Annotated in this window: 22 protein-coding genes; 12 read left to right on the top strand and 10 right to left on the bottom strand. The window is 52.4% G+C overall.

Annotation, left to right across the window (positions count from 1 at the left end):
• Positions 1–341: 341 nt before the first annotated feature.
• On the bottom strand, positions 342–809 hold the full coding sequence (locus F6R98_RS02690; protein WP_153247649.1) for a YybH family protein: 468 nt from the start codon (positions 807–809) through the stop codon (positions 342–344).
• Positions 810–1,080: 271 nt separating this feature from the next.
• On the opposite strand from F6R98_RS02690, the gene F6R98_RS02685 reads away from it, so the two are divergent.
• From F6R98_RS02685 to tssA, 4 genes are all read left to right on the top strand, one after another.
• The gene (locus tag F6R98_RS02685; protein ID WP_153247648.1) at positions 1,081–1,800 is read left to right on the top strand and encodes a dienelactone hydrolase family protein; all 720 of its coding nucleotides are present in this window, start codon (positions 1,081–1,083) and stop codon (positions 1,798–1,800) included.
• A gap of 43 nt (positions 1,801–1,843) precedes the next feature.
• Complete coding sequence (gene accA / locus F6R98_RS02680) at positions 1,844–2,830, top strand: acetyl-CoA carboxylase carboxyl transferase subunit alpha (protein WP_153247647.1); 987 nt, start codon at positions 1,844–1,846, stop codon at positions 2,828–2,830.
• Between the two features lie 63 nt (positions 2,831–2,893).
• Positions 2,894–4,303 (top strand): tRNA lysidine(34) synthetase TilS, encoded by a 1,410-nt coding sequence (gene tilS, locus F6R98_RS02675; protein WP_153247646.1) that lies wholly within the window; start codon positions 2,894–2,896, stop codon positions 4,301–4,303.
• 78 nt (positions 4,304–4,381) lie between these two features.
• Entirely contained in the window at positions 4,382–6,001 is a 1,620-nt protein-coding gene (gene tssA / locus F6R98_RS02670) for a type VI secretion system protein TssA (RefSeq protein ID WP_194270104.1), read from the top strand.
• A gap of 214 nt (positions 6,002–6,215) precedes the next feature.
• Here the strand turns inward: tssA and F6R98_RS02665 are convergent, their stop codons facing one another.
• The 4 genes from F6R98_RS02665 to F6R98_RS02650 form a co-directional block, all read right to left on the bottom strand.
• Entirely contained in the window at positions 6,216–6,716 is a 501-nt protein-coding gene (locus F6R98_RS02665; RefSeq protein WP_153247644.1) for a GNAT family N-acetyltransferase, read from the bottom strand.
• 82 nt (positions 6,717–6,798) lie between these two features.
• The gene (locus F6R98_RS02660) at positions 6,799–7,521 is read right to left on the bottom strand and encodes a glutamine amidotransferase (protein ID WP_153247643.1); all 723 of its coding nucleotides are present in this window, start codon (positions 7,519–7,521) and stop codon (positions 6,799–6,801) included.
• Positions 7,522–7,621: 100 nt separating this feature from the next.
• Positions 7,622–8,308 (bottom strand): M24 family metallopeptidase, encoded by a 687-nt coding sequence (locus F6R98_RS02655; protein WP_153247642.1) that lies wholly within the window; start codon positions 8,306–8,308, stop codon positions 7,622–7,624.
• A 31-nt stretch (positions 8,309–8,339) separates the two neighbouring features.
• Positions 8,340–9,356: an FAD-binding oxidoreductase gene (locus tag F6R98_RS02650; protein WP_265588127.1), complete on the bottom strand. Its 1,017-nt coding sequence runs from the start codon at positions 9,354–9,356 to the stop codon at positions 8,340–8,342.
• Positions 9,357–9,547: 191 nt separating this feature from the next.
• Here F6R98_RS02650 and pdxR point away from each other — a divergent pair, with 191 nt between their 5' ends.
• Positions 9,548–11,023: a MocR-like pyridoxine biosynthesis transcription factor PdxR gene (gene pdxR / locus F6R98_RS02645; protein ID WP_228125056.1), complete on the top strand. Its 1,476-nt coding sequence runs from the start codon at positions 9,548–9,550 to the stop codon at positions 11,021–11,023.
• Positions 11,024–11,214: 191 nt separating this feature from the next.
• Here the strand turns inward: pdxR and F6R98_RS02640 are convergent, their stop codons facing one another.
• Positions 11,215–11,625 (bottom strand): winged helix-turn-helix transcriptional regulator, encoded by a 411-nt coding sequence (locus tag F6R98_RS02640; RefSeq protein ID WP_228125055.1) that lies wholly within the window; start codon positions 11,623–11,625, stop codon positions 11,215–11,217.
• A 372-nt stretch (positions 11,626–11,997) separates the two neighbouring features.
• On the opposite strand from F6R98_RS02640, the gene gstA reads away from it, so the two are divergent.
• Positions 11,998–12,621, top strand: coding sequence for a glutathione transferase GstA (gstA, locus tag F6R98_RS02635; protein WP_153247639.1), 624 nt, complete (start codon positions 11,998–12,000; stop codon positions 12,619–12,621).
• 942 nt (positions 12,622–13,563) lie between these two features.
• Here gstA and F6R98_RS02630 read toward each other — a convergent pair.
• The 3 genes from F6R98_RS02630 to F6R98_RS02620 all read right to left on the bottom strand — a co-directional run bounded on the left by F6R98_RS02630 (position 13,564) and on the right by F6R98_RS02620 (position 17,621).
• Positions 13,564–14,073, bottom strand: coding sequence for a hypothetical protein (locus tag F6R98_RS02630; RefSeq protein ID WP_153247638.1), 510 nt, complete (start codon positions 14,071–14,073; stop codon positions 13,564–13,566).
• A gap of 61 nt (positions 14,074–14,134) precedes the next feature.
• Positions 14,135–15,667, bottom strand: coding sequence for a hypothetical protein (locus tag F6R98_RS02625; RefSeq protein ID WP_153247637.1), 1,533 nt, complete (start codon positions 15,665–15,667; stop codon positions 14,135–14,137).
• Between the two features lie 844 nt (positions 15,668–16,511).
• The gene (locus F6R98_RS02620) at positions 16,512–17,621 is read right to left on the bottom strand and encodes a hypothetical protein (RefSeq protein ID WP_153247636.1); all 1,110 of its coding nucleotides are present in this window, start codon (positions 17,619–17,621) and stop codon (positions 16,512–16,514) included.
• A gap of 1,182 nt (positions 17,622–18,803) precedes the next feature.
• Here F6R98_RS02620 and F6R98_RS02615 point away from each other — a divergent pair.
• Complete coding sequence (locus F6R98_RS02615; protein WP_153247635.1) at positions 18,804–19,457, top strand: histidinol-phosphatase; 654 nt, start codon at positions 18,804–18,806, stop codon at positions 19,455–19,457.
• 12 nt (positions 19,458–19,469) lie between these two features.
• Here the strand turns inward: F6R98_RS02615 and F6R98_RS02610 are convergent, their stop codons facing one another.
• Positions 19,470–19,709, bottom strand: a complete 240-nt coding sequence (locus F6R98_RS02610; protein ID WP_153247634.1) for a sulfurtransferase TusA family protein — start codon at positions 19,707–19,709, stop codon at positions 19,470–19,472.
• A gap of 57 nt (positions 19,710–19,766) precedes the next feature.
• On the opposite strand from F6R98_RS02610, the gene cysG reads away from it, so the two are divergent.
• From cysG to F6R98_RS02585, 5 genes are all read left to right on the top strand, one after another.
• A complete protein-coding gene (cysG, locus tag F6R98_RS02605; protein ID WP_153247633.1) occupies positions 19,767–21,155 on the top strand; it encodes a siroheme synthase CysG in 1,389 nt (462 codons plus the stop codon).
• Between the two features lie 33 nt (positions 21,156–21,188).
• Entirely contained in the window at positions 21,189–21,434 is a 246-nt protein-coding gene (locus F6R98_RS02600; protein WP_153247632.1) for a hypothetical protein, read from the top strand.
• A gap of 55 nt (positions 21,435–21,489) precedes the next feature.
• A complete protein-coding gene (locus tag F6R98_RS02595) occupies positions 21,490–22,002 on the top strand; it encodes a DNA-deoxyinosine glycosylase (RefSeq protein WP_153247631.1) in 513 nt (170 codons plus the stop codon).
• A gap of 187 nt (positions 22,003–22,189) precedes the next feature.
• Entirely contained in the window at positions 22,190–22,525 is a 336-nt protein-coding gene (locus F6R98_RS02590; RefSeq protein ID WP_153247630.1) for a cupredoxin domain-containing protein, read from the top strand.
• Positions 22,522–23,373 carry an FTR1 family iron permease gene (locus F6R98_RS02585; RefSeq protein WP_407079302.1) on the top strand — a complete coding sequence of 284 codons (852 nt, stop codon included), beginning with the start codon at positions 22,522–22,524 and terminating at the stop codon, positions 23,371–23,373. The genes F6R98_RS02590 and F6R98_RS02585 overlap by 4 nt, the downstream gene beginning before the upstream one ends.
• The last annotated feature ends 922 nt before the right edge of the window (positions 23,374–24,295 follow it).

The raw sequence follows: 24,295 nt of genomic DNA, 5'->3' as shown, positions 1-24,295 counted from the left end.
GGCAACTGTTCAACTGTCTCTTTTGCAACACGATCAAAGCAGGCCTGCAGCATGCGCTGAGTAGCTACGAGTTTATCGTATCCAGAGAAAGTAACTATTCAGCATACCTGAAAAATAGCCGCTGAGAGAGGGTCAAGACCTGTCCTGAGCGAAAGCGAAGGGAACACGGGCTTGCAGCGCGCTTAATATAACCGGCGCGCTTCCACAGTGTACCGGCCTCTGCCTCAGCCCGCTGCCTCGGTCCCGAATTAAATGTTCGAAACTGTACAGTTACCGGCTACTTTTATATTCCGGACGGACACCCATCGACCCTCACCAGCAAGACAGAGTTATATCATATGTCATCCGACATGCGCGTGCGTATCTCGCCACTGCTGCACCTGTGCTTTCCAGGAACCGTCGGGCTGCCGTTTCAGTACGCTATAAACGATGCCGTCGTAGCTGTACTTCATCATGCCTGGCGATGCCGACATGGTCTTGCTATCGGAAAGATGAGCGGTCGTTACTATCGTGCCGTCCTGATCGTCTCGGGCCTCAATGACGTCAATCGCCATCACTCCGCTTTTTTTATCCATTATATTTTGCCAAAACGCACGAATCTCATTGCGCTCCTTGGAAAAAGATCCATCCGGCTGAATAATCATGGCATTATCGGCATACAAGGTCAGAATATCGTCGATACTTCCTGCTTTGAGCGCTTTATTCCATAGTCCTGCCGCGTTTTCGGCTACGCCCATGGCGCGCTCATCCGCATACCCATGGACAGACAGCATTGCAAGAGAAAAAAGAACCAGCATTTGCTTTCTCATAATTTTTTCACGGTTGTTGATGACGATCAACTTATGGCAACTTCCAGGCCACTACATGTATTTTGCTCATACACATGATATTTAAATAAATAGTCAGCCGCTATTAAACGGGATAATGGTGGCTTTCAACCGGGGGTACCCACATTGGAATAACAAATGCTTCGTATATGCGACAGCAAAGACCATATAACCGGCGCCGAGCAAAATCGATTAACCTATCCGGCAAAGCGCCATATAAGCACACACTTAATCAAACTGACCGGGAGAAATCATGACCATCCGCACCCGACTCGTCGAATATCATCACGACAATGTCACGCTACAGGGCTTTTTCGCCTGGGATGACAGCAAAGCAACACCGCAACCCGGCGTGCTTATTTCCCACAGTTGGGTCGGGCGCGACGAATTTGTCTGCCGAAAGGCAATAGCCCTGGCTGAAGCCGGCCATGCCGCCTTCGCCCTCGACATGTACGGCGCAGGAAAAACCGGAAGCAATCCGCAGGAAAACGAGCTATTGATGAAACCGTTCATGCAGGACAGAACCCTGCTGCAGGGGCGCATCCTCAGCGCCCTGCATGCGCTGCGCTCGCTGGAGGAGGTGGACGCGAACAAAATCGCGGCCATCGGTTTCTGTTTTGGCGGCCTGTGCGTATTGGATCTGGCGCGCACCGGAATAGACATACAAGGCGTAGCCAGCTTCCACGGCTTATTAACTGCGCCGGAAAATATTCCGCCACACCCGATTTCAGCGCGCATACTGGCGCTTCACGGTCACAACGATCCTCTGGCCCCGCCGGAGCATGTAACCGCGCTGCAAAAAGAGCTGACTGCCGCAGGCGCCGACTGGCAGACCCATGTCTACAGCAATACCGTACACGCTTTCACCAACCCGCTGGCCAACGATCCCGGCTTCGGAACGGTCTACAATCCAGCCGCCGATCGCCGATCGTGGACAAGTCTGCTGAATTTCCTTCATGAAGTGTTAAAATAGACTTACCTTCGAGGAAACACCTAAAATCAATAAAGTCGAGCGCATGAACCTTAAATTTCTGGATTTCGAACAATCAATCGCCGAACTCGAAGCCAAGATCGAGGAGCTACGGAGCATAGACGTAGACGACAGTATCAGCATCTCGGAAGAGATAGTGCGACTGGAGGAAAAAAGTCAGAAACTCACGGAATCCATCTTCACCAAACTGACTGCCTGGCAGATATCGCAATTGTCCCGCCATCCGCAGCGTCCCTATACGCTGGACTACATCGCGATGATCTTCGACGAGTTTCAGGAGTTGCATGGAGACCGTTCCTTTGCTGACGATCCCGCTCTGGTCTGCGGTCTGGCGCGTCTGGAAGGTTATCCGGTGATGGTCATTGGCCAACAAAAAGGACGAGACACAAAGGAAAAAATACATCGCAACTTCGGCATGCCGAGGCCGGAAGGATATCGCAAAGCCTTACGCCTGATGCGTCTGGCCGAACGTTTTCAAGTGCCTGTGATATGTTTCATCGATACGCCGGGCGCTTATCCCGGCATAGGAGCGGAAGAACGCGGACAAAGTGAGGCGATAGCCCGCAACCTGTTCGAAATGTCCAAGCTGCGCATTCCTATTATCTGCACCGTCATCGGCGAGGGCGGCTCCGGCGGCGCGCTGGCCATAGGCGTAGGCGACAGGCTGTTGATGCTGCAGTACAGCACCTATTCGGTCATCTCTCCGGAAGGCTGCGCTTCCATTTTATGGAAAAGCGCCGATAAAGCCGAACTTGCCGCCGAGGCAATGGGAATCACGTCGAAGCGTCTCTACGATCTCGACCTGATAGACGAAATCGTTCCCGAACCGCTGGGCGGCGCCCATCGCGACCCGATAAAAACCGCCGCCAATCTTAAAACCCTACTGCTGGGCCATCTGATCGACCTGATGGGACAGGAAACGGAAACATTGCTGAACAAGCGTTACAAGCGTCTGATGAGTTACGGCGTTTATGACGAGCCCGCTCCTGCCTTCAGCTTTACTCCGGGCTGATAGACCCAAGGAACCAGGGCCTGCTCGCGCCGCGCTCTTAAAAAGCAGGGCTTTTCAAGCGCAATGAATCAGGACATAGCTCAAGCGCCCGACGATATAGAACAAAAGCTGAGCGCTACGCTGCTGCACAGACTGCAAAGCCTGCCGGCACCCGCCGATATTATCGTCGCTTACAGCGGGGGTATGGATTCGCATGTTCTGCTGCACCTCTGCGCCCGCTTGAGAACCAGACTACCGGCAACGATAAGCGCCGTGCATATACACCACGGCCTGCATCCCGACGCCGGGCTTTGGGCGAAGCATTGTGCAAATAACTGCCGAGCTTTAAATATTTCCTTCACGCTGCTTCATGTCGATGCCCGCCCTGAATGCGGCCAAAGCCCTGAGGAAGCGGCCAGGAGCGCGCGTTATGACGCCATTATCCGGCGGATGCAAACCGGCACGGTGGTGCTCACCGCCCAGCATCAGGACGATCAGGCCGAAACCCTGTTGCTGCAACTGCTGCGCGGCAGCGGTTTACCCGGTCTGGCCGCCATGCCCGACTATGCAAGCCTGGGACCGGGTCATATCGCCAGACCGCTACTGGAACATACGCGAGCGGAACTGGAACGCTATGCAAAAAGCGCCGGTCTCGGCTGGGTAGAAGACCCCAGCAACGCCGACACAGCATATGATCGCAATTTTTTGCGGCAGCGGCTCATGCCGTTAATCCGGACACGCTGGCCGAGCGCGAGCAAAGCGCTTAGCCGCAGCGCCAGGCATTGCGCAGAAGCGCAACAGCTCATACGGCATACCGCGCACGATCTGTACGCAACATGCCTGGATGCCGATAACGCCCAGCTATGCGTTTCCCGCCTGAACCGCAAAAAAACCGAAGAACAAAAACTCGTTTTACGCCACTGGATTGAACTACAAGGTCAACGCATGCCTTCGACGGCGGTACTGGACCGCATCATCAATGAAGTACTGGCGGCGGCGCCGGACAAAAACCCTCGGGTACCGTGGTCCAGCGTGGAAATTCGGCGCTACCGCGACAAACTGCTGTTATTACCGCAATTGCCGCCGTTGGATCACAGCGCCACTTATTACTGGAACGGTACAGGTTTAATAGAACTGGCCGATAACGGCGTGTTGATGGCAGGCATTAACCTGCAACTCGTTTCAACGGCAACGCCCTGGCACGATTACCATTTTATCCGCGCCGACGTCTGGCGCTCCGGAAGCATTACCGTCAGTTATCGGCGCGGCGGCGAACGCTGCTCCTTGCGCGGGCGCGGAGGCCGCCATACGCTGAAAAACCTATTCCAGGAAGCCGGAATTGCACCCTGGCTGCGCGAACGCATACCGCTGATCCATATTGACGGACAATTGGCGGTTGTACCGGGAATAGGCGTAACCGAAGCTTTCGATCAAGGAAGAACAACCGATAGCAGCTTTGTCATGATAAGGTGGTTACCCTATGACAAAGTGTAGCATTTCATTTTCCCAGACCTTTGTTACCGGCAGAGCCGCCTGGATATAAGCTATACGTAGATTAAAGAGGAACGCAACGTGACAGAACTGAACGAACTCAGTGAAAAAATTTGTGCGCCAATAACGGAAGCAGCCCCGGCAGGAAAAGACAGTCGCCAGGACCCGCTGTTCGACGCCATGCAAGCGGAAATCGACAAACAATCCAGTCCCACGACTTACGGTCTGCCGGACTGGGAAAAAGTCACCGGCTATGCGCTGGAACTGGTCGGCACCAAAGGCAAGGATATTTTAACCTTATGCTATTTATGCATGGGCTTGTATAAAACCAGGGGGTTCGACGGATTGGCGATCGGTCTGCAAAGTCTGGCGACGCTCACCAATTCTTATTGGGACACGCTGTTTCCGCCGCCGCAACGAATACGCGCGCGCAGAAACGCGATCGAATGGCTGCAGGATGAAATCCTGAAGTCGATAGACAACAGCAACCCGCTCCCGGAAATCAGCGCATTTGCCGGCACCACGCTGATTTCAGCGCTGGACAGTCTCGACGACATTCTTGGACAAAAAGACGACTCGCCTCCGTCGCTGTATCAGTTGCGGACACTGTTCGGTTCCTTTCCCGTTACGCCTGAACCGGAACCAGCGCCTGCACAAGGGATCGTTCCGGCTGAAAACGATAGTAATGCGCCGTCGCCGGCGGCAACCGCCGAGCAGGTAAATGCGCAGACGGCAAATGTTGCGGGCAGCGCGCCGCCACCCGCTTCAGCAACACCGCAACCCGCACTGAATGTAGCGGCTATCACACCGGTTACCACATTCGGAAGCAGCGATGCAGTATCGCATCAATTACAGCTCGCCCTGGAAAGCATCCAGGGTATTGCCGACTGGCTGATGCAGCAAAACTCAGCGGACGAAAAGGCCTATCGTTTATCCCGCATCGCCAGCTGGTCCGCGATTACCGCGCTTCCGCCCAATACCGCCGGAAAAACCGCCATTCCCGAACCCGACAACAGTGCCATGCAGGTGTTGGAGGTCATAGCACAGAATAAACAGGCAAAAGCCATGCTGAGTTTCGCGGAAGCCAGAATGAGGGATAACTTATTCTGGCTCGACCTGCAACGCATGAGCGCACAGGCCCTGGAACAGCTCGGCGGCGAATTCAAGGCGGCGCATACAGCGGTATGCAACGAGACCGGCGCCTTATTGAAACGTTTACCCGGACTGGCCGATCTGTGCTTTTCCAGCGGCAAACCCTTCGCCGACAGCGACACGCAAAGCTGGCTTAAAACGCTGGGAGGCGGCGAAACAGGCGGCAATAGCGCCGACGCGCAAATCAACGGTCTGCTGATCGAAGTCAAGACAGCCCAGGCCGAGGGCAGGCTCATCGCCGGCATGGAGCTGTTCGAGCAACAGTTACGCGCGCTTACGCCCAGACTAGCGCTGCTCGGACGCGTCAAGCTCTATGAGCTGCTGCGCAACACGGTTCCTGACTTCGATATCCAGGCACTGCTCGGCCCGCTGCTTTCCGAACTGGACGATGGAATACTGGAGCATCGCGACCCGGAGATTGCGATTGAAGTATTGTCGTTATGTTATCGCGCGCGCAACAAAGACGAAGCGTCCGAACCCGCCAATAAACTGATACTGGGACGCATCGCCAGGATAAGCCCGGCTGCGGTGCTCCGGCTGGCGTTATAAGCTGCGCCGTGCGCATCTGTTGCATCATCTGCCATGAAGATGGTTCGAAGCGCCTGCACACATCCGATATTCCGGCGCTCGATCCAGCCGGAAAAGGACGCTGGGCGCACGGTTGACACCCAATACTGACCACCGAGAAAACAAATAGGCGGTATCCCATCGCCCTTTGGGAGATGATTGGGGGGCGGTGGTTCTGCTTGTTCAATGATCTATATTACACGACCTGCAGTTTTAGCCTCAGCAGGATTTCCGTTTCGCCCAAACGGACCAAATCGGGCAGCACGCCGTTCTCCTCGAACCCCAGGCTATGATAAAAACCCCGCGCCGATATATTGAACTCGGAACTGATAGTCCAGAGATTAGCCTGCCCTTGACACCGGGATTCATCGGCAAGCCCCCTAATGATTTTCTTGCCCAGCCCCCTGCCTTGGTGCTGAGGCAGCACTGCCAGTAATTCCAGCAGCGGGCCGCGCAGCCAGCCGGGACGCACGCTGAAACAGGCTGCCGGAGTTTCCCCATCCAGGACTGCCAACGCCTGCCGTCCCTGAGCGTTGGCGGACAGATAGCGCGCCAGGCCGGCAGGACTGTAGCCCAGCCTCAGCCATGGGTCGATGCCGGCCAGATTAGCGCCGAACAACGCCGCACGCGCCGGATTCATCGGCAGCAGCGTTAGCGGCTGAAAGCGGCCTGGATCGAGGGGTAACGGTTCGTTCATACTCTGATCATGATACCGCAACAACGCTTAACCCGGTAACCAATGACTACTACTGCGCAAAACTCCGCTATGCGGTCCGACCTTACTCAAGCTGACCGGGCCGCAAACCAGCTTTTTCCAGCCACGCAGAAAAGCACATGGCGCTTTGCGCCTCAAGTATTCCTCCGAGTCTTGCTGTGTCTGCACGTAATGTCGATACGGAAAGCCCGTTAGCGGCAATTTCATTCGCATGACCGATTAGCCAGCGCTCAAACGAGGCTCCCTGAATTTCAGGATGACACTGAAACGCCAGCGCGCTACGCCCCCATGAATAAACCTGATTGCGGCAAAGATCCGTGGATGCGAGGAGCGACGCACCCATCGGCAGGTCAAAGGTATCGCCATGCCAGTGCAGCATGGCAGTCCTGCCGCCATCCAGGTGCTTCAGGCAACTGTCAAGCCCGGCCTGCGTGAGCGTCAACGGCTGCCACCCTATCTCTCCGGCAGCCCCCGGATACACCCGGCTGCCTAGTGCTCGCGCCATCAATTGCGCCCCCAGACAAATACCAAGCGTTGGAAGACCGGCTTCCAGCCGGCATTCCAGAAGCTTCAGCTCATCCAGAATGAACGGGTAATGCTGTTCCGCATCCGCCCCAATCGGCCCGCCGAGAACTACCAGCAAATCGGGGCCATGAGGGTCGATTCGATCCAATCGATCGATACCAGCATCCATATACTGCAAATCAATGCCGTACTCAGACAAAACGGAAGAGAATGTACCCATATCTTCAAATGCAACATGGCGAATGGCGAGGGCGTCAGTCATGGCATCTCCCAATTGATATTGGCCTATCGCAAGCAAGCGCAGATGCCTGCCTGCAACTACCGGGCAGCTTGTTTCGACGGTCAGTTCAAGTTTATACCCCTTAGTCAAAATATGAATCGTCAAGCAGCATATCTTCAAAGAAGGCTCCGTATTGGTGCTTCGGGTCACGGATGTGTATTTCCAGCACCCACTTCAACGGGGAGGGAGTAAAATCGGTCTCTGCCAAAGGTCCGTCATATACCGCAGCATGCGGAAAATCGGAAATCCGGTGACCGGAAAGATCCATGTTCAATACCCACCCCCTCGCTTCGGCGCATTTTACGGCGAAAGAATATAAAGCTCGACCGGTAGCCCCTTCCGCTATCCATTTGCGACGCACCTCGTGAAAGATAGCTCTTGCGTCTTCGGCACAGCGAAGTAACTCGGGGTTATTTCCGGTCACAAAACTATCGCCGCCATCGCCTTCCGAATCTTTCCACACCGGGCCAATATCGATAAAAAAGATATCGTCATTGCCAAGCGCCACCCCCGGCTCGGACGGAGCGCCGAAAGTCTTGGTCGTATTGCTGCCAAAGCGCACAAATACATCGTGCCAACCGCGCAGCATGCCTGCTTCGGCCAGAATATCGCGCGCCATTTCTACCGCACCTTCTTCAACCATTCCTGGACGTACTTGTGCGGCTATGCGGTTTATTGCATCACGGGTCATGTTCCGAGCGGTGAGCAGTTGATCCTGATCGTACGCCTGCCCGACGGCTTCCAAATTGAGTTTTTCAGCATTTTTCATGGCTTTTCCTTATTATGGAGTTAAAAAATCACTAGAGATCAAGCAACAAGCCTTCGAGACTGGAGTTCACTTGAATCTGGCATGCGAGCCTGTGCTCGGGAGCGCTATCGATGGCGGCGAGAAGACGCGCCTCTTTTCTCCCGGCAGGCGCAATGTTGCTTTTCCAGGGATCGGGAATGACAACCCGGCAGTTACCGCAAGCAGCCTGCCCCCCGCATACCCCGATCACCTGGTCAATGGATGTAAGCGCCTGCAATAGAGAAATGCCTGACGGAACCGAGAGCGAACTTCGCATTCCGTTTTGTTGCTTCACTTTAATTGAGATATGCGCGGCATCGTGTATGGCTTTTCGGGGTATCGCCGGACAGAAGGCATCCGCCTTAAAGCGAGTTGAATCAAGATTTCGCGTGGATATCAGCAGCGTGCGGGCCGCTTCAACCATCGCAGGCGATCCGCATGCATAAACGGTTGCCGAACCTAAATCCGGAAAATCGCCGGCTGCTGCATCCTGAACGAAACCGTGCCGACCCTGCCAGTCTGGCTGCGCACCCGTGAGCACCGGCACAAAGGCGAAATTGCTGTGCGACCCGGCAAGCTCAAAAAAATAGTCCTTCAGGTAAAGATCTTTCTCCGTATTCCCGCCCCAGTACAGAATCAACGGGTTTCGCACCCCATCGCTTAATGCCTTTTCGATCAAAGCCTTCAAAGGCGCGATCCCGGTTCCGGTTGCAAGCATCAGTACCGTGGCGCTAGCGCTTTCCGGCTGCTGCCACACACAGTCGCCATAAGGCCCCAAAACCTGGAGCGATTCCCCAACCCGTGACTGGCCTCGCAGCCACTCCGAAAACTGACCTCCGTCCAGCAATCGCACATGTAGCTGTACTTGACCATCGTCGCTGCAGGCGCTCGCCATGGAGTAGCTGCGCTGAACGCCGCTGGAAAGCCTCAGGCTGAGAAACTGTCCCTCCCGATATGAAAATGGCTCACCATTTTTCGTGCTCAAAGACAGTTGCACTACGTCATCAGCGAGCGGCTTAACTGCTTTCAAGATAAACGGATACGCATCATTCCGTGCAATAGTCTTCATAACCGATGTCCCGATGCATTTGCGATGGAGGCCATGTTAGACATACACTGGCCCCGTCACAATATCCGGTTTTACAAATCTATATGGGCCGGGATGAAGGTCGACCTGTTTTAAAGTCCGGAGATTTCATGCTGCGTCCATGGAAATTAGCTTTGACCATTAGCCGAAAAGATGGATTGCCGGTGCATCTCCAGATCGCCCAGCAGATAGTGGATGAAATCAAGCGCGGCCGACTCGCGCCAGGCACCGTTTTGCCCGGCAGCAGGGCGATTGCCGACGAATTGGGTTTGAATCGCAAGACGGTAGTTCTGGCCTTCGATGAACTCACAGCTCAAGGCTGGCTGCGCTCGCAAGGAGGAAAAGGCACTTTCGTTGCACCGGATATCCCCTCTACCGCGCTTCAGGCAAACGAGGAGGCAGTATGCCCGCCGCACGGCGGACTGCTTCCCCCGACTTATCGGCTGACAGACCTGCCCTCTACCTGGGATGAACCGGCGCCGCACGGCTCTATCATGTTTTCCGACGGGGTGCCGGATTCCCGTTTGATACCGTTTGAAATACTGGGCCGCGCTTATCGGCGCGCGCTGATTACCGCCGCACGCGCCAATCGTCTGGCCTATGGCGACCCGCGCGGCGAGACCGCGCTGCGGCAGGCTCTTGCAGATATGCTGAGGGCAGAGCGTAAACTTCCTGTTGGGGCGGATAATGTGTGCATTGTGCGCGGCAGCCAGATGGGCATTTATGTAGCTGCGCGTTTGCTGATATCCCCAGGCGATCATGTCGCAGTCGATACGCTTTCCTACCCCCCTGCCCGGGCTGCTTTTCAGGCGGCGGGAGCACAGATTCACGGCATTACGATGGATGCCTTCGGAATGAGCCCCGATGCCCTTGAAAGCCTGTGCCGGAAACATCAAGTCGCAGCGATCTACCTCACGCCGCATCATCAATTTCCCACCACCCGGCTAATGCCGGTTGAACGCAGGATGCAACTGTTTCTGCTCGCGGAAAAGTACGGCTTCGCAATTGTGGAAGATGATTACGATCATGAATTCCATTTCTCCAATCGTCCGATGTTTCCATTGGCAAGCCTGGATCAAACAGGCAAAGTGATTTACATAGGCTCCTTATCGAAGGTTGTGGCGCCGGGTTTAAGAGTGGGATACGTGGCGGGCCACAAAACCGTCATCGATCGATGCGCTTCTGAAATTATGATCATTGACCGACAAGGAAACGCCGTGACCGAACTCGCTGTGGCTGAACTCCTGGAGAACGGAGAGCTACGACGCCATATACGCAGAGCTTTGCGGATTTACCAGGAGCGGCGCTCCCAGATAGCCGAGCAAGTCTCGATACACCTTGGAAACTGGGCTGATTTCGATTTGCCTGATGGGGGGCTGGCATTGTGGTTACGCCTGAAAGAAAAAGTGGATGTAGAACGCGTTATAACCGAGGCTCGAACTAACCGGGTTATTATCCCATCGAGCCGGCATTTCGCACACGATGGTCGTCCAGCACCCGGACTTAGACTGGGGTTTGGCAGTTTAACGCCCGACGAAATTGCGGCGGGTGTAAAACAACTGCGATACGCATTCGAAAAAACGGCGCTCCGTATTTCAGGAAAGAAATAGAATATTTCCATTACTATTTCGAATGGCGTCTTCGTTTCGGTATTGCTTTCACGCCGCTTGGCCGATTTCAAAATACCGTTCAACACAGAACCATGCTCGGGCGGAATGATTCGTAACAACCCGCCCGATGGATATCCTGACTGAGCCGGTTTATTAAACGGATACGCTGCCCCGTTTCAAGCCGGATATTTTTATAATGGTCTTGAAAATGCACGGTTACCGGAAAGGGATTTTCCGTCTGTTTGTTCGCTGCCGCTCCACTGTACCGCCAAGGTATTGATTTGATCCAGCAATGCCTCTAATTCATGTCCACGCCTGGTAAAGCTATACGACACTTTCGGAGGGATGGTGGCTTCATGGTGGCGCTCGATAATTCCGGCCTCCTCAAGCATACGCAACCGTGCAGTCAAAACCTTGGCCGAAATAGTGGGCATCTGCTTTTTCAGTTGGCCAAAACGCAGCGTGCCGTTTATACGTATCAACCACAATATGTAAGTTGTCCAAGGCCCTGTCAATAGGCTGACCAGTCCATGCATCGGACAGCGCATCGTACTGAAATCACGGATATCGAAGGAAATAACTTTTTTATTATCTGTTTTCATAAGCGATCATGTATAACTGTATTCTTCAGCGCGCATATCGCATCACGCATTTCTGTCCGGACACGCATACCTGCACTATGCCCCCAGGGCAACCGTTTCAGTTTTACAGGGGACGATCCAACCAAAGCCGAACGGATCGGAAAGGCATTTTGCCACGCGGGCGGAAACCTTCACAAAAAACGGTTGTTCCTGACATGCAATATATAGATGCCGTCAGCATACACCATAAACTCCGCATCGTAATGCATGACCGCACGGTTACTCAAAAGTAATTAGTTACCCATTTGTAACTAGTTGTTTATAAAAATTAAGGTTCTAAAATAAACCCCGCAGTCATTTACCTCAACGCTATTCTATTTCAGGAAACCAATTATGAAACTTTACTATACGCCGGGATCATGTTCGCTTTCGCCTCATATTGTTTTAAACGAGGCGGGTTACGAATTCGACCTTATCAGGGTCGATCTGAAGTCGAAAACAACCGAAAAAGGGGATAACTTTAACCTCGTCAATACCAAATCCATGGTACCGGTTTTAGAACTCGATAATGGCGAATTACTGACGGAAGGAGTTGCTATCGTGCAATACCTTGCAGACCAAAAACCGGAGACCGATCTGGTGCCGCAACACGGCACGCTGGAAAAAGCCCGCTTGCAGGAATGGCTTAACTATATTTCTACCGAGCTGCATAAAACATATACTCCGATTTTTCGCGCTGAAGAAGTTGGCGAAAGGGCGCGGGATTACTACCTTCAAAAATTAAAAGATAATTTTAATTTCGTATCTGCCCGATTAAAAAACAAACACTACTTGATGGGCGATAAATTCACCGTGGCCGATGCCTGTTTGTTTACAACGCTCAGTTGGCATAAGGCAATCAATCTTGATATTTCCGACTGGCCTGTTTTGGCGGATTATCAACAGCGCGTTACTTCCCGTCCCCAGGTTCAGTTAACCTTGATAGCTGAAGGTTTACTCGCTACACAGACTGCGTAACGAATGTCATATGTCCGATCGGGACGGAAGAATAAAACTCGTCGGTCCGTTCAATCAGGTTCGATGTAACACAATAGTCTAACTGTGGGAAAGCGCCGATTTAACCCTTCGTCTGGTCAGGACGAAGGTAGCTTGCTGCTCCCGTTTATGGTTGGCTTACCGAACCATGAGCGGGGTACTTACTGTGAAAACCGGGCACGGTTTATTGGTAATGGCTATATGCGGCTGTTTGGCGAACAGCAGCACGGACGCCTCGTGCGCCGCGAATCGCTCCCACAGGTTGTGGACATCGAATTTGGCTGGTTTGCCGGGTTTTCCGCTGGTTTTGAGAGGAATGAGGGAGAACTATTTTCGCCGCGCGTCAGAATGGACTGTAACGCTGTTGCAAATTCACCGGTTCTGCTTCGTTCGGAGTTCTGTCAGGGGCGGGTGAACTCCAAACTTCAGCCCAACTTCATTTACTATTTAAATGCATTTGATCGCTTACCGTGCAAATCGCTAAGTGAACACCCGCCCGCCTCTCTCCTGGGGAAAAGCTGTGGGGGAAACAACAGGTCAAGGCGTAAGCGCTTTGCATGTTCGAAAACGACGCTTGTTGCGCTGTGACCGGTTGGATTGTGATCGCGAAGCGAATCACAATCTGAACACGGCAGTCAGACAAACGTGAATAGGGGGGTGGGGCGGGGCATGACCTGTGGGAGGTCAATTCAGAATGCGTTGTAGATGAAGCAGCACACGGCTACCCTCTCGCGGCTACGCACGACGTATTCAAACAAAAAAAGGTTTCCGGTGTTCTCCACACCGGAAACCGCTCAATAATATCGGACCTTCAGCGCAAAATTGGCTTTATTTTTTCACATAAGGCCTTATCTGGTTAATGACAATTTAATTCTGATTCAAAAACTCATGAAGTTCGCCGCACATGGAAAGCCTGAATTGACGCTATTTCACATATTTTATAACCAGCACGTGTGAAACCCGGTATTCCAGCACAGCATCCGTCGCTTCACGATTCTGACTGTAGACGGTTTCAGAACCGCCCGGCGCACTGGGGTCGCCGGAAGCGCCGCCGGCACAATTTTCACCGCCCTGGTTACCGGGCGATGAGCCGCACCCCTGAGCGACCGTATCGACGATCTTGCTTTCAGAAAGCAGCACGATCGCGGCATCGCCGCCTGCCTTTTGCGTAAGCTTTGCAATGCTCTGATTATAGCTGTCCTGGCTATATCCGACATTTCTCCGCTTGTCGTTGATAACGCCCAGAACGATATATTTTTTGTTGGGTACGCCCTTGTCCCAAATATCGATTCCGGCTACCGTGACCGGTTTTACGGCGACTGTCTCGCTCGATAGATCCTTGTATTCCTTTTGAGTCATGGAGCGGTCGAACGAATCCTTTGCGCAGCCCGAGACCATAATGAGGGATAAGGTACCCAGAATTATTCTGATCATGATTACAACACCCTGATTTTATTTAATTATTAAATTACTCGCCATTGCATGGCGCAGACCGTTAGAACTGGTATTGTATCTGGAAGCGCTCATACCAGTCGTGTCCCCTTGACTGGTTGCCCTGCGCCACGCCTATCCGGTTCCTGATCGAAAGGCCGTCCAAAGCGGAATCCTTGGGAAAGAAGTAGGTCACGTCCGCGTCGGTTTCATTGGATGATCCGTTAACATAACTGGTGGACGCCCAGCCGTTGCCTGCAGCACCATTGGCGTTTCCAGCCAGATAAAACGAAGCATAGGAAAGTATGACTTTGATCTGCTTGTCCATGAAGAAAGAGGTACCGGCAATTTTCCATGCCTGTCCGGACGTATTTTTTTCGATGATGCCGTTAATCATCATGGTGGTGTAAAGCGGATCGGTTGCATAACCCCAGCTGTAGGGCGATACCAGGTTACCGTTCTGGAAAGTGCCCTGTTTTGCGACGATATCGTTCCACGCCGCGGTAAAACGTATCCATTGCGTATCGACGCCCGCTATCACACCGTAGGCCTGGGTGGCCGCAGCCGCGCCGCCGGAGGATTTAGCCAAAGCCAGCATATTGGAGCCGTCGGGCTCCTGGTTGGCGAACTGGGCGCCGATGAGCGGATCGAATCCCGTTCCGGTCTTCCACAGATAACTGCCGTCCAGCCACAGCAACTGCGAGAAATTATAGAACTGATGCCACCATACCTGTGCGGAAAGCGCGTCCTTCGATGTCCCGTATTTGGCGCCAAATGCGAGCGCGCCCGGCGTGCTCTGATTGTTAAGCGCAGCCAAACCGGCCTGGCCCTGCATATGCCCCGGCATGTAGAGGTTGTTCGCTAGGTATGTCGTATCCGAGCGTCCCTGGAAGTCAAAGATTCTTAACCCGACCAGCGACAGTTTTTTCAGCTCCGCATTGTCATGGTCTTTGAAAGGATAGAGTTCACCGTACACCGCGCGCCAGGAGCTCGGCGTCATGCGCGAGTCGGAAGGCATGATCCAGGGCGTGTCCAGCACCTGATCCGGCCCGCGAACCATGAAATACCTATTGGTATATTTCATGTAAGCTTCTTTCGCTACCCAGAATGACCCTGACGGCAAGCTCATGTCGCCATGGTAATTCCCGTAATTGGCCAACTGCTGCGGCATGGCGGGTTTCGGGTTGACGCCGATGCTGTTTGCCGCACCGAGCGTAAAAGCGGCCTGCAATCCATAAACGGGAGCGGTCAGAAATCCCGCGTACCCGCCCAGCGAGAAGGAGTTTTCTCCCAGCGGACTTTTGCTGCCGGTATCTTCTCGGGCGAAGAAGTACGCCCTGAGGTTTCCATGGAATTTGGTCTGCTTGATCCAGTCCAGAATGTCGGTATACGACCCCTCATCATACAGGCCGCCGCTTTCCAACTTGACAGGAGCCGCGCCGACCATATTGGCGGGAACGCCGGTCTTGGCTTCGCTTTTCAGATTTTGTCCGGCGCCAGCTGTCGCGCTACCCGGGGCCGGGGCCGGGGCCGGCTCCTGCGCGAATGCAACCGCCGTGCCTGCAAGCATGCATGAAACAACTGCTCTCGCCAGCATTTCTAAAACGGCCGGCCTTAAACGTTTTCTAATACATATACTAGACATCAAATCCCCCATCCTCATGGTTTCAATTTTAACAATTTACTGCATTTAAGCCGATGCCCGACAACACGCCCGGCAAACGTATGCACATATGCTTGACTCAACCCCAAATCCGCAATGTACCCGGCACATCGCAACAATATGCTACGAAAATAGCATGCCGCGCTGAACATATTCACCGTTATGTTGCAAATACTCTACAACATGTCATGCAAAACACCAAAACAGCACATTTTTGTGCGCAATATACAAATTGAATGTTACATGACAATGAAAAACTGAAAAAAATTGAAAATACCGGTGCATGAATACGCCGATCTACTTGATAAAGCTTCAATCGTCCTATTTCAGAATCACCTCCAGTGGCGCAATAACCGCGCACAGGCGGACTCGACTTGCTTATCAAGAGCCCCGGTCATGACAGTGACAAACCCTACAAATAATTGCGGCGCAGACTGCCTGTTGCGAAAATACCGAAACAGAAACCGACGGATGAGCAGATAAGCGCCCATATCGGATCGGACGCTCGGAATTGCCGGCTAAAGCAAACGGAGCAAAATTAGCCGGCGCTACGCTGAGTAAGATGTTTTTGATGTATTCATGTTTATGAATGCGGTGTTCGGCGACTATCGTCCTCTATCGGCGCTCCGATTGAGGGACCCATTTATCGCCGGCAGACGTTAGTCATTGGATCAATCTTTTAGATTAAAACCTTTCCATTGATTATCTCCACGCCGTGACTGTAAAAATCCGACCGTAGACGACTCATTGAGAATAGGTGGGATAAAGCCGCACCATATCATACTGAATTTGCACACCAGGGTATAATTATATTGGCGACCAAACAACAGAGCCCGACCACCCATAACATCACTTTATCAAAAACAACAACCAGGTCCTTATTATCATTGCGGTGGTAATAAGCTGCCACAAGCGATAAAACAATTGCAATGAATATTGTAAACAAGCCAATAAGGGAAATGCTGTCAACCAGCCCAAACGAGCCCGACGCAGGCAAAAGCGAGCTAACTAAATAGGTATTAGCCACTGCGCCGAAATACGCGCTGGTAGGTAAGCCGAAACGTGGAGCAACATCTGCAGGGTTGATGCAAAAGCTGGAAAGAGCAAGCAATATAGCCGCAAACAAAGAGAGAAACACCTTGAAATAAAATCCGTAATTTATACGGCTGATCTCAATTGCGGCAATGTATTGAGAGTATATGGATCTACTATCCGCGGGAAGATTTGGAGAGCCGTAGTTGGTTTTATAAGTATGAGGCTTTACGACATTACTTTTACCGGTAATTTTAAAACCAGATATTTTAAGCCTGGAACTGATATTAGAGGCTTCGTCGGCAACAAAGCGAAGTTTCGTGCTGTCCATCTCGCCGTTCTCGATATAGACATTCAGCATATGATTTTCAAGCGGCACGCGGGATGTATCAAAAAACTTGATAATCTTTGCTGAAATCCGGTACTTCTGATAATTTCCATTATCGCCATGATATTCCTCAAGCAACTCTTTCTTATTTATTGTCCCGTCAACAACAACTAGCTTGCCGCCCGGATCAAGTTTTGCATCGCCTTTCCAGTTGAACCAGACATAAAAGTTCGTGCTCCACATGCTGTCTTTAATGGAAAGTACATCGACATTATCAAAATAGGTTCCCACCTTAACGGTGACGTAATTTTCAGATGAAGGGTAAGGTTCCGGCGGCGTATGACCGGGTTCTCCCAGTGTCGGACTCATTCTGGCAATATGAGTCTCATTGGAGCGAGATCGCGACTGATTCATCATCGACGCAAAAAAGTAAATAATCAGTGCATAGATTAATATGGTTATAAGAGACGCTTTAAAAACCAGCATCTTGTTTTCGAAAGCCAAACCCTGCCACCTTGGACCCAACATGCATCCGTCTCCATGCATCTATTTAAAATTAGTACAACATTCAGTTTTCAGGAAACACTGATTCGGCACCAATTGACTGTATTGCGAAACATAAAATCAATGGATTAAAACCCAGCAAGTCGGCCTGTCCCTTGCCCATACTGTCATAAACCGCTATGGCGGAAAAACGGCGCAGCCGCGCACGCCGGGAGTCTATCAAGCCATCTGAAAATTTAATGCCGATCAATTGCGCCGGCCCGGTTTCAGCTCAATGCGATGCCGATTATACATAGCACTTCGCTAATTTCATATGGTCTAATTGGATCATGTGAAGCTCCGGCGATCCGTTTCGGCTACCAGGCATTCATACGCGAATGCATGGCGGATGTATTGGCTACTCCGTTCGGAATACCTCATCGATCCACCCTGATTTTTGAGTGACCACGCCATCTTGAAAACATCTGCGCAGATGTCTGGATTCATCAGCGACTTAAAATACCGGATGCACAATCCTGCTCAGTGCAGACGGGTTGAAGTTTCTATGAAGATTCTATCAAGCGGATTCGGCTCACCCGCAAGGTTGCGCCAGGGATCCGCCTTGATCTCGCCCGCTGATTGCGCTGCTCACAAATACCATGCTCCTGCGTCAGGGCTCCGAACCCGTTACCGCTGACAAGGAACTCTTTTTCACGCAGTTCCAATTCTTCCGCGGAGACCTGTTATTTCTGACAAATGCGACTATTGATACCGCCGCCCCAGCCTCCGTGATCAGCGGAGCTTTCCTCTAAGATTTTTTAATATCGCCCGCTTAAATTCGATTGGGCCGCTTCACGAGCAAATTGGCAACCACGAAGATAGCCGGCATTACCGGCGACTGCCCCCGAAATTCGTACCCGCTTAGCAGCGCAGCCGGATTTTACCGTCTATATCAGGCATTCGCATCTGGCGTCCTACGCGGCAGCTTACCGTCCGATTTCGGTTCCGTACTTTACCAAGAGCCGGTTACCATAAGCGAAGCGGTTTTCGGCCTATTATCGCCGGACAATCTCCGTCAACTCGCTATCCGCTTTGTTATAATTGCCCAAGCATTCCTTTCCTTGACCCCATGATGATTAACCGAATCTTTTCGCCCCAGAGTTTATCTTATCCATCAAGCAGCCGCTCGGCTCCGATCCGGCCATATCATGGCTTGGAGGGCTTGATATGTCGCTAGCCATTTTCGACCTGGATAATACGCTGCTGGCCGGCGACAGCGATCATTTGTGGGGCGAATTTCTTGTCGAGCAGCAAGTGGTCTGCAAGGAAACCTATGGGGAAGCCAACAAGCGATTCTATCGCCAGTATCAGGAGGGCGGACTGGATATCGACGAGTTTCTGCAATTCTCCCTGCGTCCGCTGGCTGAACACGAACCGGATCAACTTTTTGCCTGGCGTGAAACTTTTGTCGAGCAAAAAATCCGTCCTATCCTGTTGCAGGCCGCACGGGAGTTGATAGAGCGTCACCGCCAGGCCGGCGATCGGTTGATGGTGATTACGGCAACCAATCGTTTTGTCACCGAACCGATTGTCGGCTTGTACGGCATCGAACTCCTGATTGCCACCACGCCGGAGTTTGTCGACGGACGCTATACCGGTCGTTATATCGATATCCCCAGTTTTCAGGAAGGCAAGGTTAAATTGCTGGAACAATGGCTGAACGAACAGCATGAAAACCTGGAGGGAAGCTGGTTTTACAGCGATTCGCACAACGATCTACCGCTGTTGCGTCGCGTTGACAATCCGGTCGCGGTCGATCCTGATGCGAAATTGCGACAGGTCGCGCTGGCGGCCGGTTGGCCGGTGATCAGCCTGCGTTGAGGATTTGGTGATTTAAACTACGCCGTCCTTCCTGACCAAAAAAATGATGACGCCCTGCTCGTGTTCGATTTTTAACAAGCTATGTCCCGCCTGTTCGAGAAAAACGCCAAAATCGAGCGTAGAGGCCGGGTCTGTTGCGGTAACGCGCACGGTTTGACCATTCTGCATGGTTTGCAATATTTTTTTGAGCCGGAGTAACGGTAAAGGACACATCAGACCACAGGTATCCAGCTCCAAGTCAAATTCTGGCATGTTTGTTTCTCGAAAATAATACGGATCGTGAGTGAATTTTAGCAGACGCATATCAAAATGGATTATTTTCCGGTTTTTCTAAAAATTACGGGCGAGAACTGCCTGGTTGCAGGAGGAGGCAAGGTTGCGTTGCGCAAGATGCAATCCCTGCTGCGCTCGGGCGGGCGCGTTACGCTGGTCAGCAGCGAACTATGCTGTGAACTGACTACACTTTCGAATGAAAATGCCTTTGTCTGGCTTCCCAGACAATTTGAACCCAACGATGTCGAAGGCTGCCGGCTGGTGATAGCCGCCACCGACGACGCCCAGGTGAATCAACAGATCTCCGCCGTCGCGCATGCGCATAATATCCCGGTAAATGTGGTGGACTGCCCTGAGTTGTGCAGTTTTATCATGCCCGCCGTGGTAGATCGTTCGCCGGTAGTAGTGGCGTTGTCTTCCGGTGGCGGTTCTCCGTTACTGACCCGCTTGCTGAAAGTGAAAATCGAAAACCTGCTGCATCCCGCCTACAGCCGTTTGGCCGAACTCGCCGAACGTAACCGCCGGCGCGTAAAAGCGGCGATAGGCGACGCCGTCGCGCGCCGCCGTTTCTGGGAAGCCTTGCTGCAAGGCAGCTGGGCCGATATGGTTTGCGCGGGGCGCGACGCAGAAGCGCAGGCCTGCCTGGAAAAAGCGCTGTGCGGCGATGCCGGTTCAACGGCTAACACAGGTATGGTTTATCTGGTCGGCGCGGGCCCTGGCGATCCCGAGCTGTTGACGTTACGGGCACTACGACTGATACAGGAAGCCGACGTCATCGTCTATGACCGGCTGGTGTCAGCCGGCGTCATGGCCCGCGCGCGGCTTGATGCGGAAAAAATATACGCCGGAAAACAGCGCAGCCGTCACAGCCTGCCACAGAACGAAATCAACCACCTGCTGGTTGAACTGGCCTGTCAGGGCAAGCGTGTCGTTCGCTTGAAGGGCGGCGACCCTTTTATCTTCGGGCGCGGAGGCGAAGAAATTGAGACGCTGATGGAACAGGGTATCCCGTTCCAGGTGGTGCCGGGCATAACCGCCGCATCAGGGTGCGCGGCTTACGCGGGAATTCCGTTGACGCATCGCGATTACGCGCAATCCTGCCTGATTATCACCGGCCACCTGAAAAACGGCGAGGTGGCGGAACTGGACTGGAAGCGTATCGTCAACCCCGCGCAGACGCTGGTAATTTATATGGGCTTGCATGGTTTGCGTACTATCTGCGAAACTTTGATCCGCTCAGGATGTTCTCCGAACATCCCGGCTGCGCTGATACAGCAGGGCACGACGCCGGAACAGCGCGTGATTACCGGTGAACTGGAAAGTCTGGCGCAACTGGGCGAACAGCTTGATAATAACATCCCTACCTTGATTATCATCGGGGAAGTTGTCAGCTTGCATGACAGGCTGTCCTGGTTTGGTAGATAAACAGTAAGTCACTAATTTAGCGGAATTAAATGCATGAGTAAGCGTATCGAAGTCAAATTGAATATGCCTGCGGACCAATTGGTTACACGGGCGCAGGCCGGAGCGGAAAAAAATGGCGTTGATTTTAAGGGCGACGCATCCAGCGGAAACTTTTCCGGCAAGGGCATCGAAGGGAGCTATCAGATTGACGGTGAACAGCTGACCATAGACATTACCAAGAAACCGATGGTCATGCCGTGGGCTTTAATAGAAACCACGGTCAAGAAATTTTTCGCCTGACAGCGTAAACGATTAAGAAATGTAGAGCCGGTCTCAGACAACGGAAGGCTGCCGGATGTCTGAAGCGCTGGCCTACAGTTTCGAACCTATCGCGGAAACCGATGCCGAGATTCTGATACTGGGCAGTATGCCGGGACGCGATTCACTGAAAGCCGCTCAGTATTACGCCCATCCCCGCAATATTTTCTGGCGCATTATGGCGGAAATTCTGCATTTCGATGCCGGCGTGCCGTACCAGAACAGAACAGCGGCCTTGAGCGACGCCCGCATCGCCTTATGGGATGTTTTGCATTCGTGCAAACGTCCGGGCAGTCTGGACTCTTCCATCGAAGCCGATACCGTTGTCGTCAACGACTTTCAAAAATTTTTTCTGCGCTACGACAGAATCGGCTCCGTTATTTTCAATGGCTCCAAAGCCGAACATTATTATGTGCGCCGGGTATTGCCGCACTTGAACGGTAAACCACCGCGTTACTTTCGCGCCCCGTCCACCAGCCCCGCCCATGCTTCATTATCCTATGCGCGCAAGCTAGAGATATGGCGCAACTTACTTGGTACTGGCCGGTGATCCGCTTGACTTGATCGGGCGGCATGCCTCGCCATACCCCATCAGCTTCATTTAATTAAAAAACGCTTGGACGCAGTAAAATCTTGTAAAACCGCTTGAGCAATCAAATGAGAAAGCTTATCATTTGTATAAATCCCCTATTGCCCTGACGGGAAAAGTTTTTGATAAATTTCATTAGGATGACTATATGCCCCGTTACCGCTTCTCCATTTCCGCTGTGTTCGGTTTGCTGTTTTTTTCGCAAAGCGCCGTTTATGCGGAAGACGCGTATACTTTAACAATCAAGGATCATCAGTTCGCTCCTGCGGAACTGAAGGTGCCTGCAGGTCAAAAAATCAAGCTGGTGGTGATCAATGAGGACGGCACCCCTGAAGAATTCGAAAGCAAATCCCTGAAACGGGAAAAAGTGGTCGCAGGAAAAAGCCGGATTACCCTGTCCCTCGGCCCTCTGCATCCAGGCGCTTACGATTTCGTTGGCGAGTTTCACGAAGCGTCGGCCAAAGGACGCATCGTAGCAGAATAAAGGAGCTGGAAGAGGGGGTACCGACCATGCTGGCTACAGCCATTATTGTATTTCGCGAAGTCATTGAAGCCGCGCTGGTTATCGGCATCGTAATGGCGGCAAGCCAGGGGGCGGCATTCCGCAACCTGTGGATAACAGGCGGCGTGGCCGCAGGATTGATCGGCTCGTGCGTCGTCGCCGCTTTTGCCGGCACCCTGGCGGAAGCGGCAGCTGGGTTTGGGCAGGAATTGTTCAATGCCGCGATACTGTTTACAGCCGTCATCATGCTGGGATGGCACAATGTCTGGATGAGACGGCATGGCCGTGAAATAGCGCGCGACATGAACCGTGTCGGGCGAGCGGTGGCATCGGGCGAACGGCCGCTTTATGCGCTTGCCATAGTCGTCGGCATGGCGGTTTTGCGTGAAGGCTCCGAGGTAGTGCTGTTTCTGTACGGCATTGCATCGACAGAAAGCGGCGGGGGGAGCGCAATGATTAGCGGCGGCGTGCTCGGTATTGTGCTGGGCGCGGCCATAGGAGCGGGTATGTACCGTGGACTGTTACGCATTCCGGCTCAGCATCTTTTTACCGTAACCAGCGGGTTGATTCTGTTGCTTGCTGCCGGGCTTGCCTCACAGGGCGCGGCTTGTCTGGTGCAAGCCGACTGGTTGCCTGCTTTCGGTCATGAAGTATGGAACAGCTCCGCGCTGTTGTCCGAGGACAGCCTTCCCGGCCAGGTGCTGCACACGTTGATCGGCTACGTCTCGCGTCCGGATGGCATTCAGATCCTGTTTTATCTGGGTACGCTGGTAGCCATCAGCCTGTTGATGCGCTTGTTTGGCGATGATGACAAGACGGTTTCATCCTGATTCGGGCGCAAACCAATAGACCAACCGCCGCGCAGGATTAGCCTTGCGCGGGCTTGGACCTGGGGGTGTCCAGCTTTCTGTTATGCCGTTCCTTCACCGCATGAACATGATCAGACCTGTCGGCGGCTATACGTTTCAACGCATCCAGTACTTTGGGATGCTTTACAGCCCATTTGGCTTCGCAAATCTCACATAAAAAACATCCCAGTTCGCGTTCCTTCCGCGTTAATTTATGACCGCAACTGGAACAAACTGTCTGAGTCATGTCTCTTTACCATCCAATTCTCAACCAAAACGCTTTAACCACCCCGAGCTGCGTCCCATCTTGCCACAAGAATTGGATATTCGCGATTATTGGTTTTAATGACAGCGGGCCGCACAAAAATTTTTCCATCTTTTAGTCTATAACCGTCGTCGTTCAAAGCAAAGCTGAACGGCTAGGACAAAGCGCTGTCCGATAAACGCGGGTTAATGATTTTTATGGGCAAGCCTGGATGAAGCTATTGAAAACACGGCCTTTAATTAAAAAAAAAGAATTGCTTTCCGCATAACATATTATTTCTGATACAGTTTTATGCGCACCACACAAATGCCGTTTTAACCTATTTGAGGTATGTTCTGTAATAATCCGCTTGTGCATAATTAAAAAAAGCTGCATTTGAAGTAAACACTGTGTTGACAGAACCATGAGCCCGTGACAGTAAGAGTCAACAATATGATTTTACAAGAAATTCACGTTCGTTTCGGGTGAAGCAAAAAGCGCCTCATCCATATGAATTTCATGACTATTCCGAAAATAGACCACGGATTCAGGAGAACCTTACTTCATTGATCTTATTTAATGAGAGAATGAAGTCATGCCGATTGACTGTGGGCTCCAAGCGAGGGTAAAGCCAGGTTCATGTTGCTGCACCGTGTAAGG

Origin of the sequence: Candidatus Methylospira mobilis (genome assembly GCF_009498235.1) — a bacterium.
GTDB classification, from domain to species: Bacteria; Pseudomonadota; Gammaproteobacteria; order Methylococcales; family Methylococcaceae; genus Methylospira; species Methylospira mobilis.
This window is presented reverse-complemented; position numbering and strand designations above follow the sequence as displayed.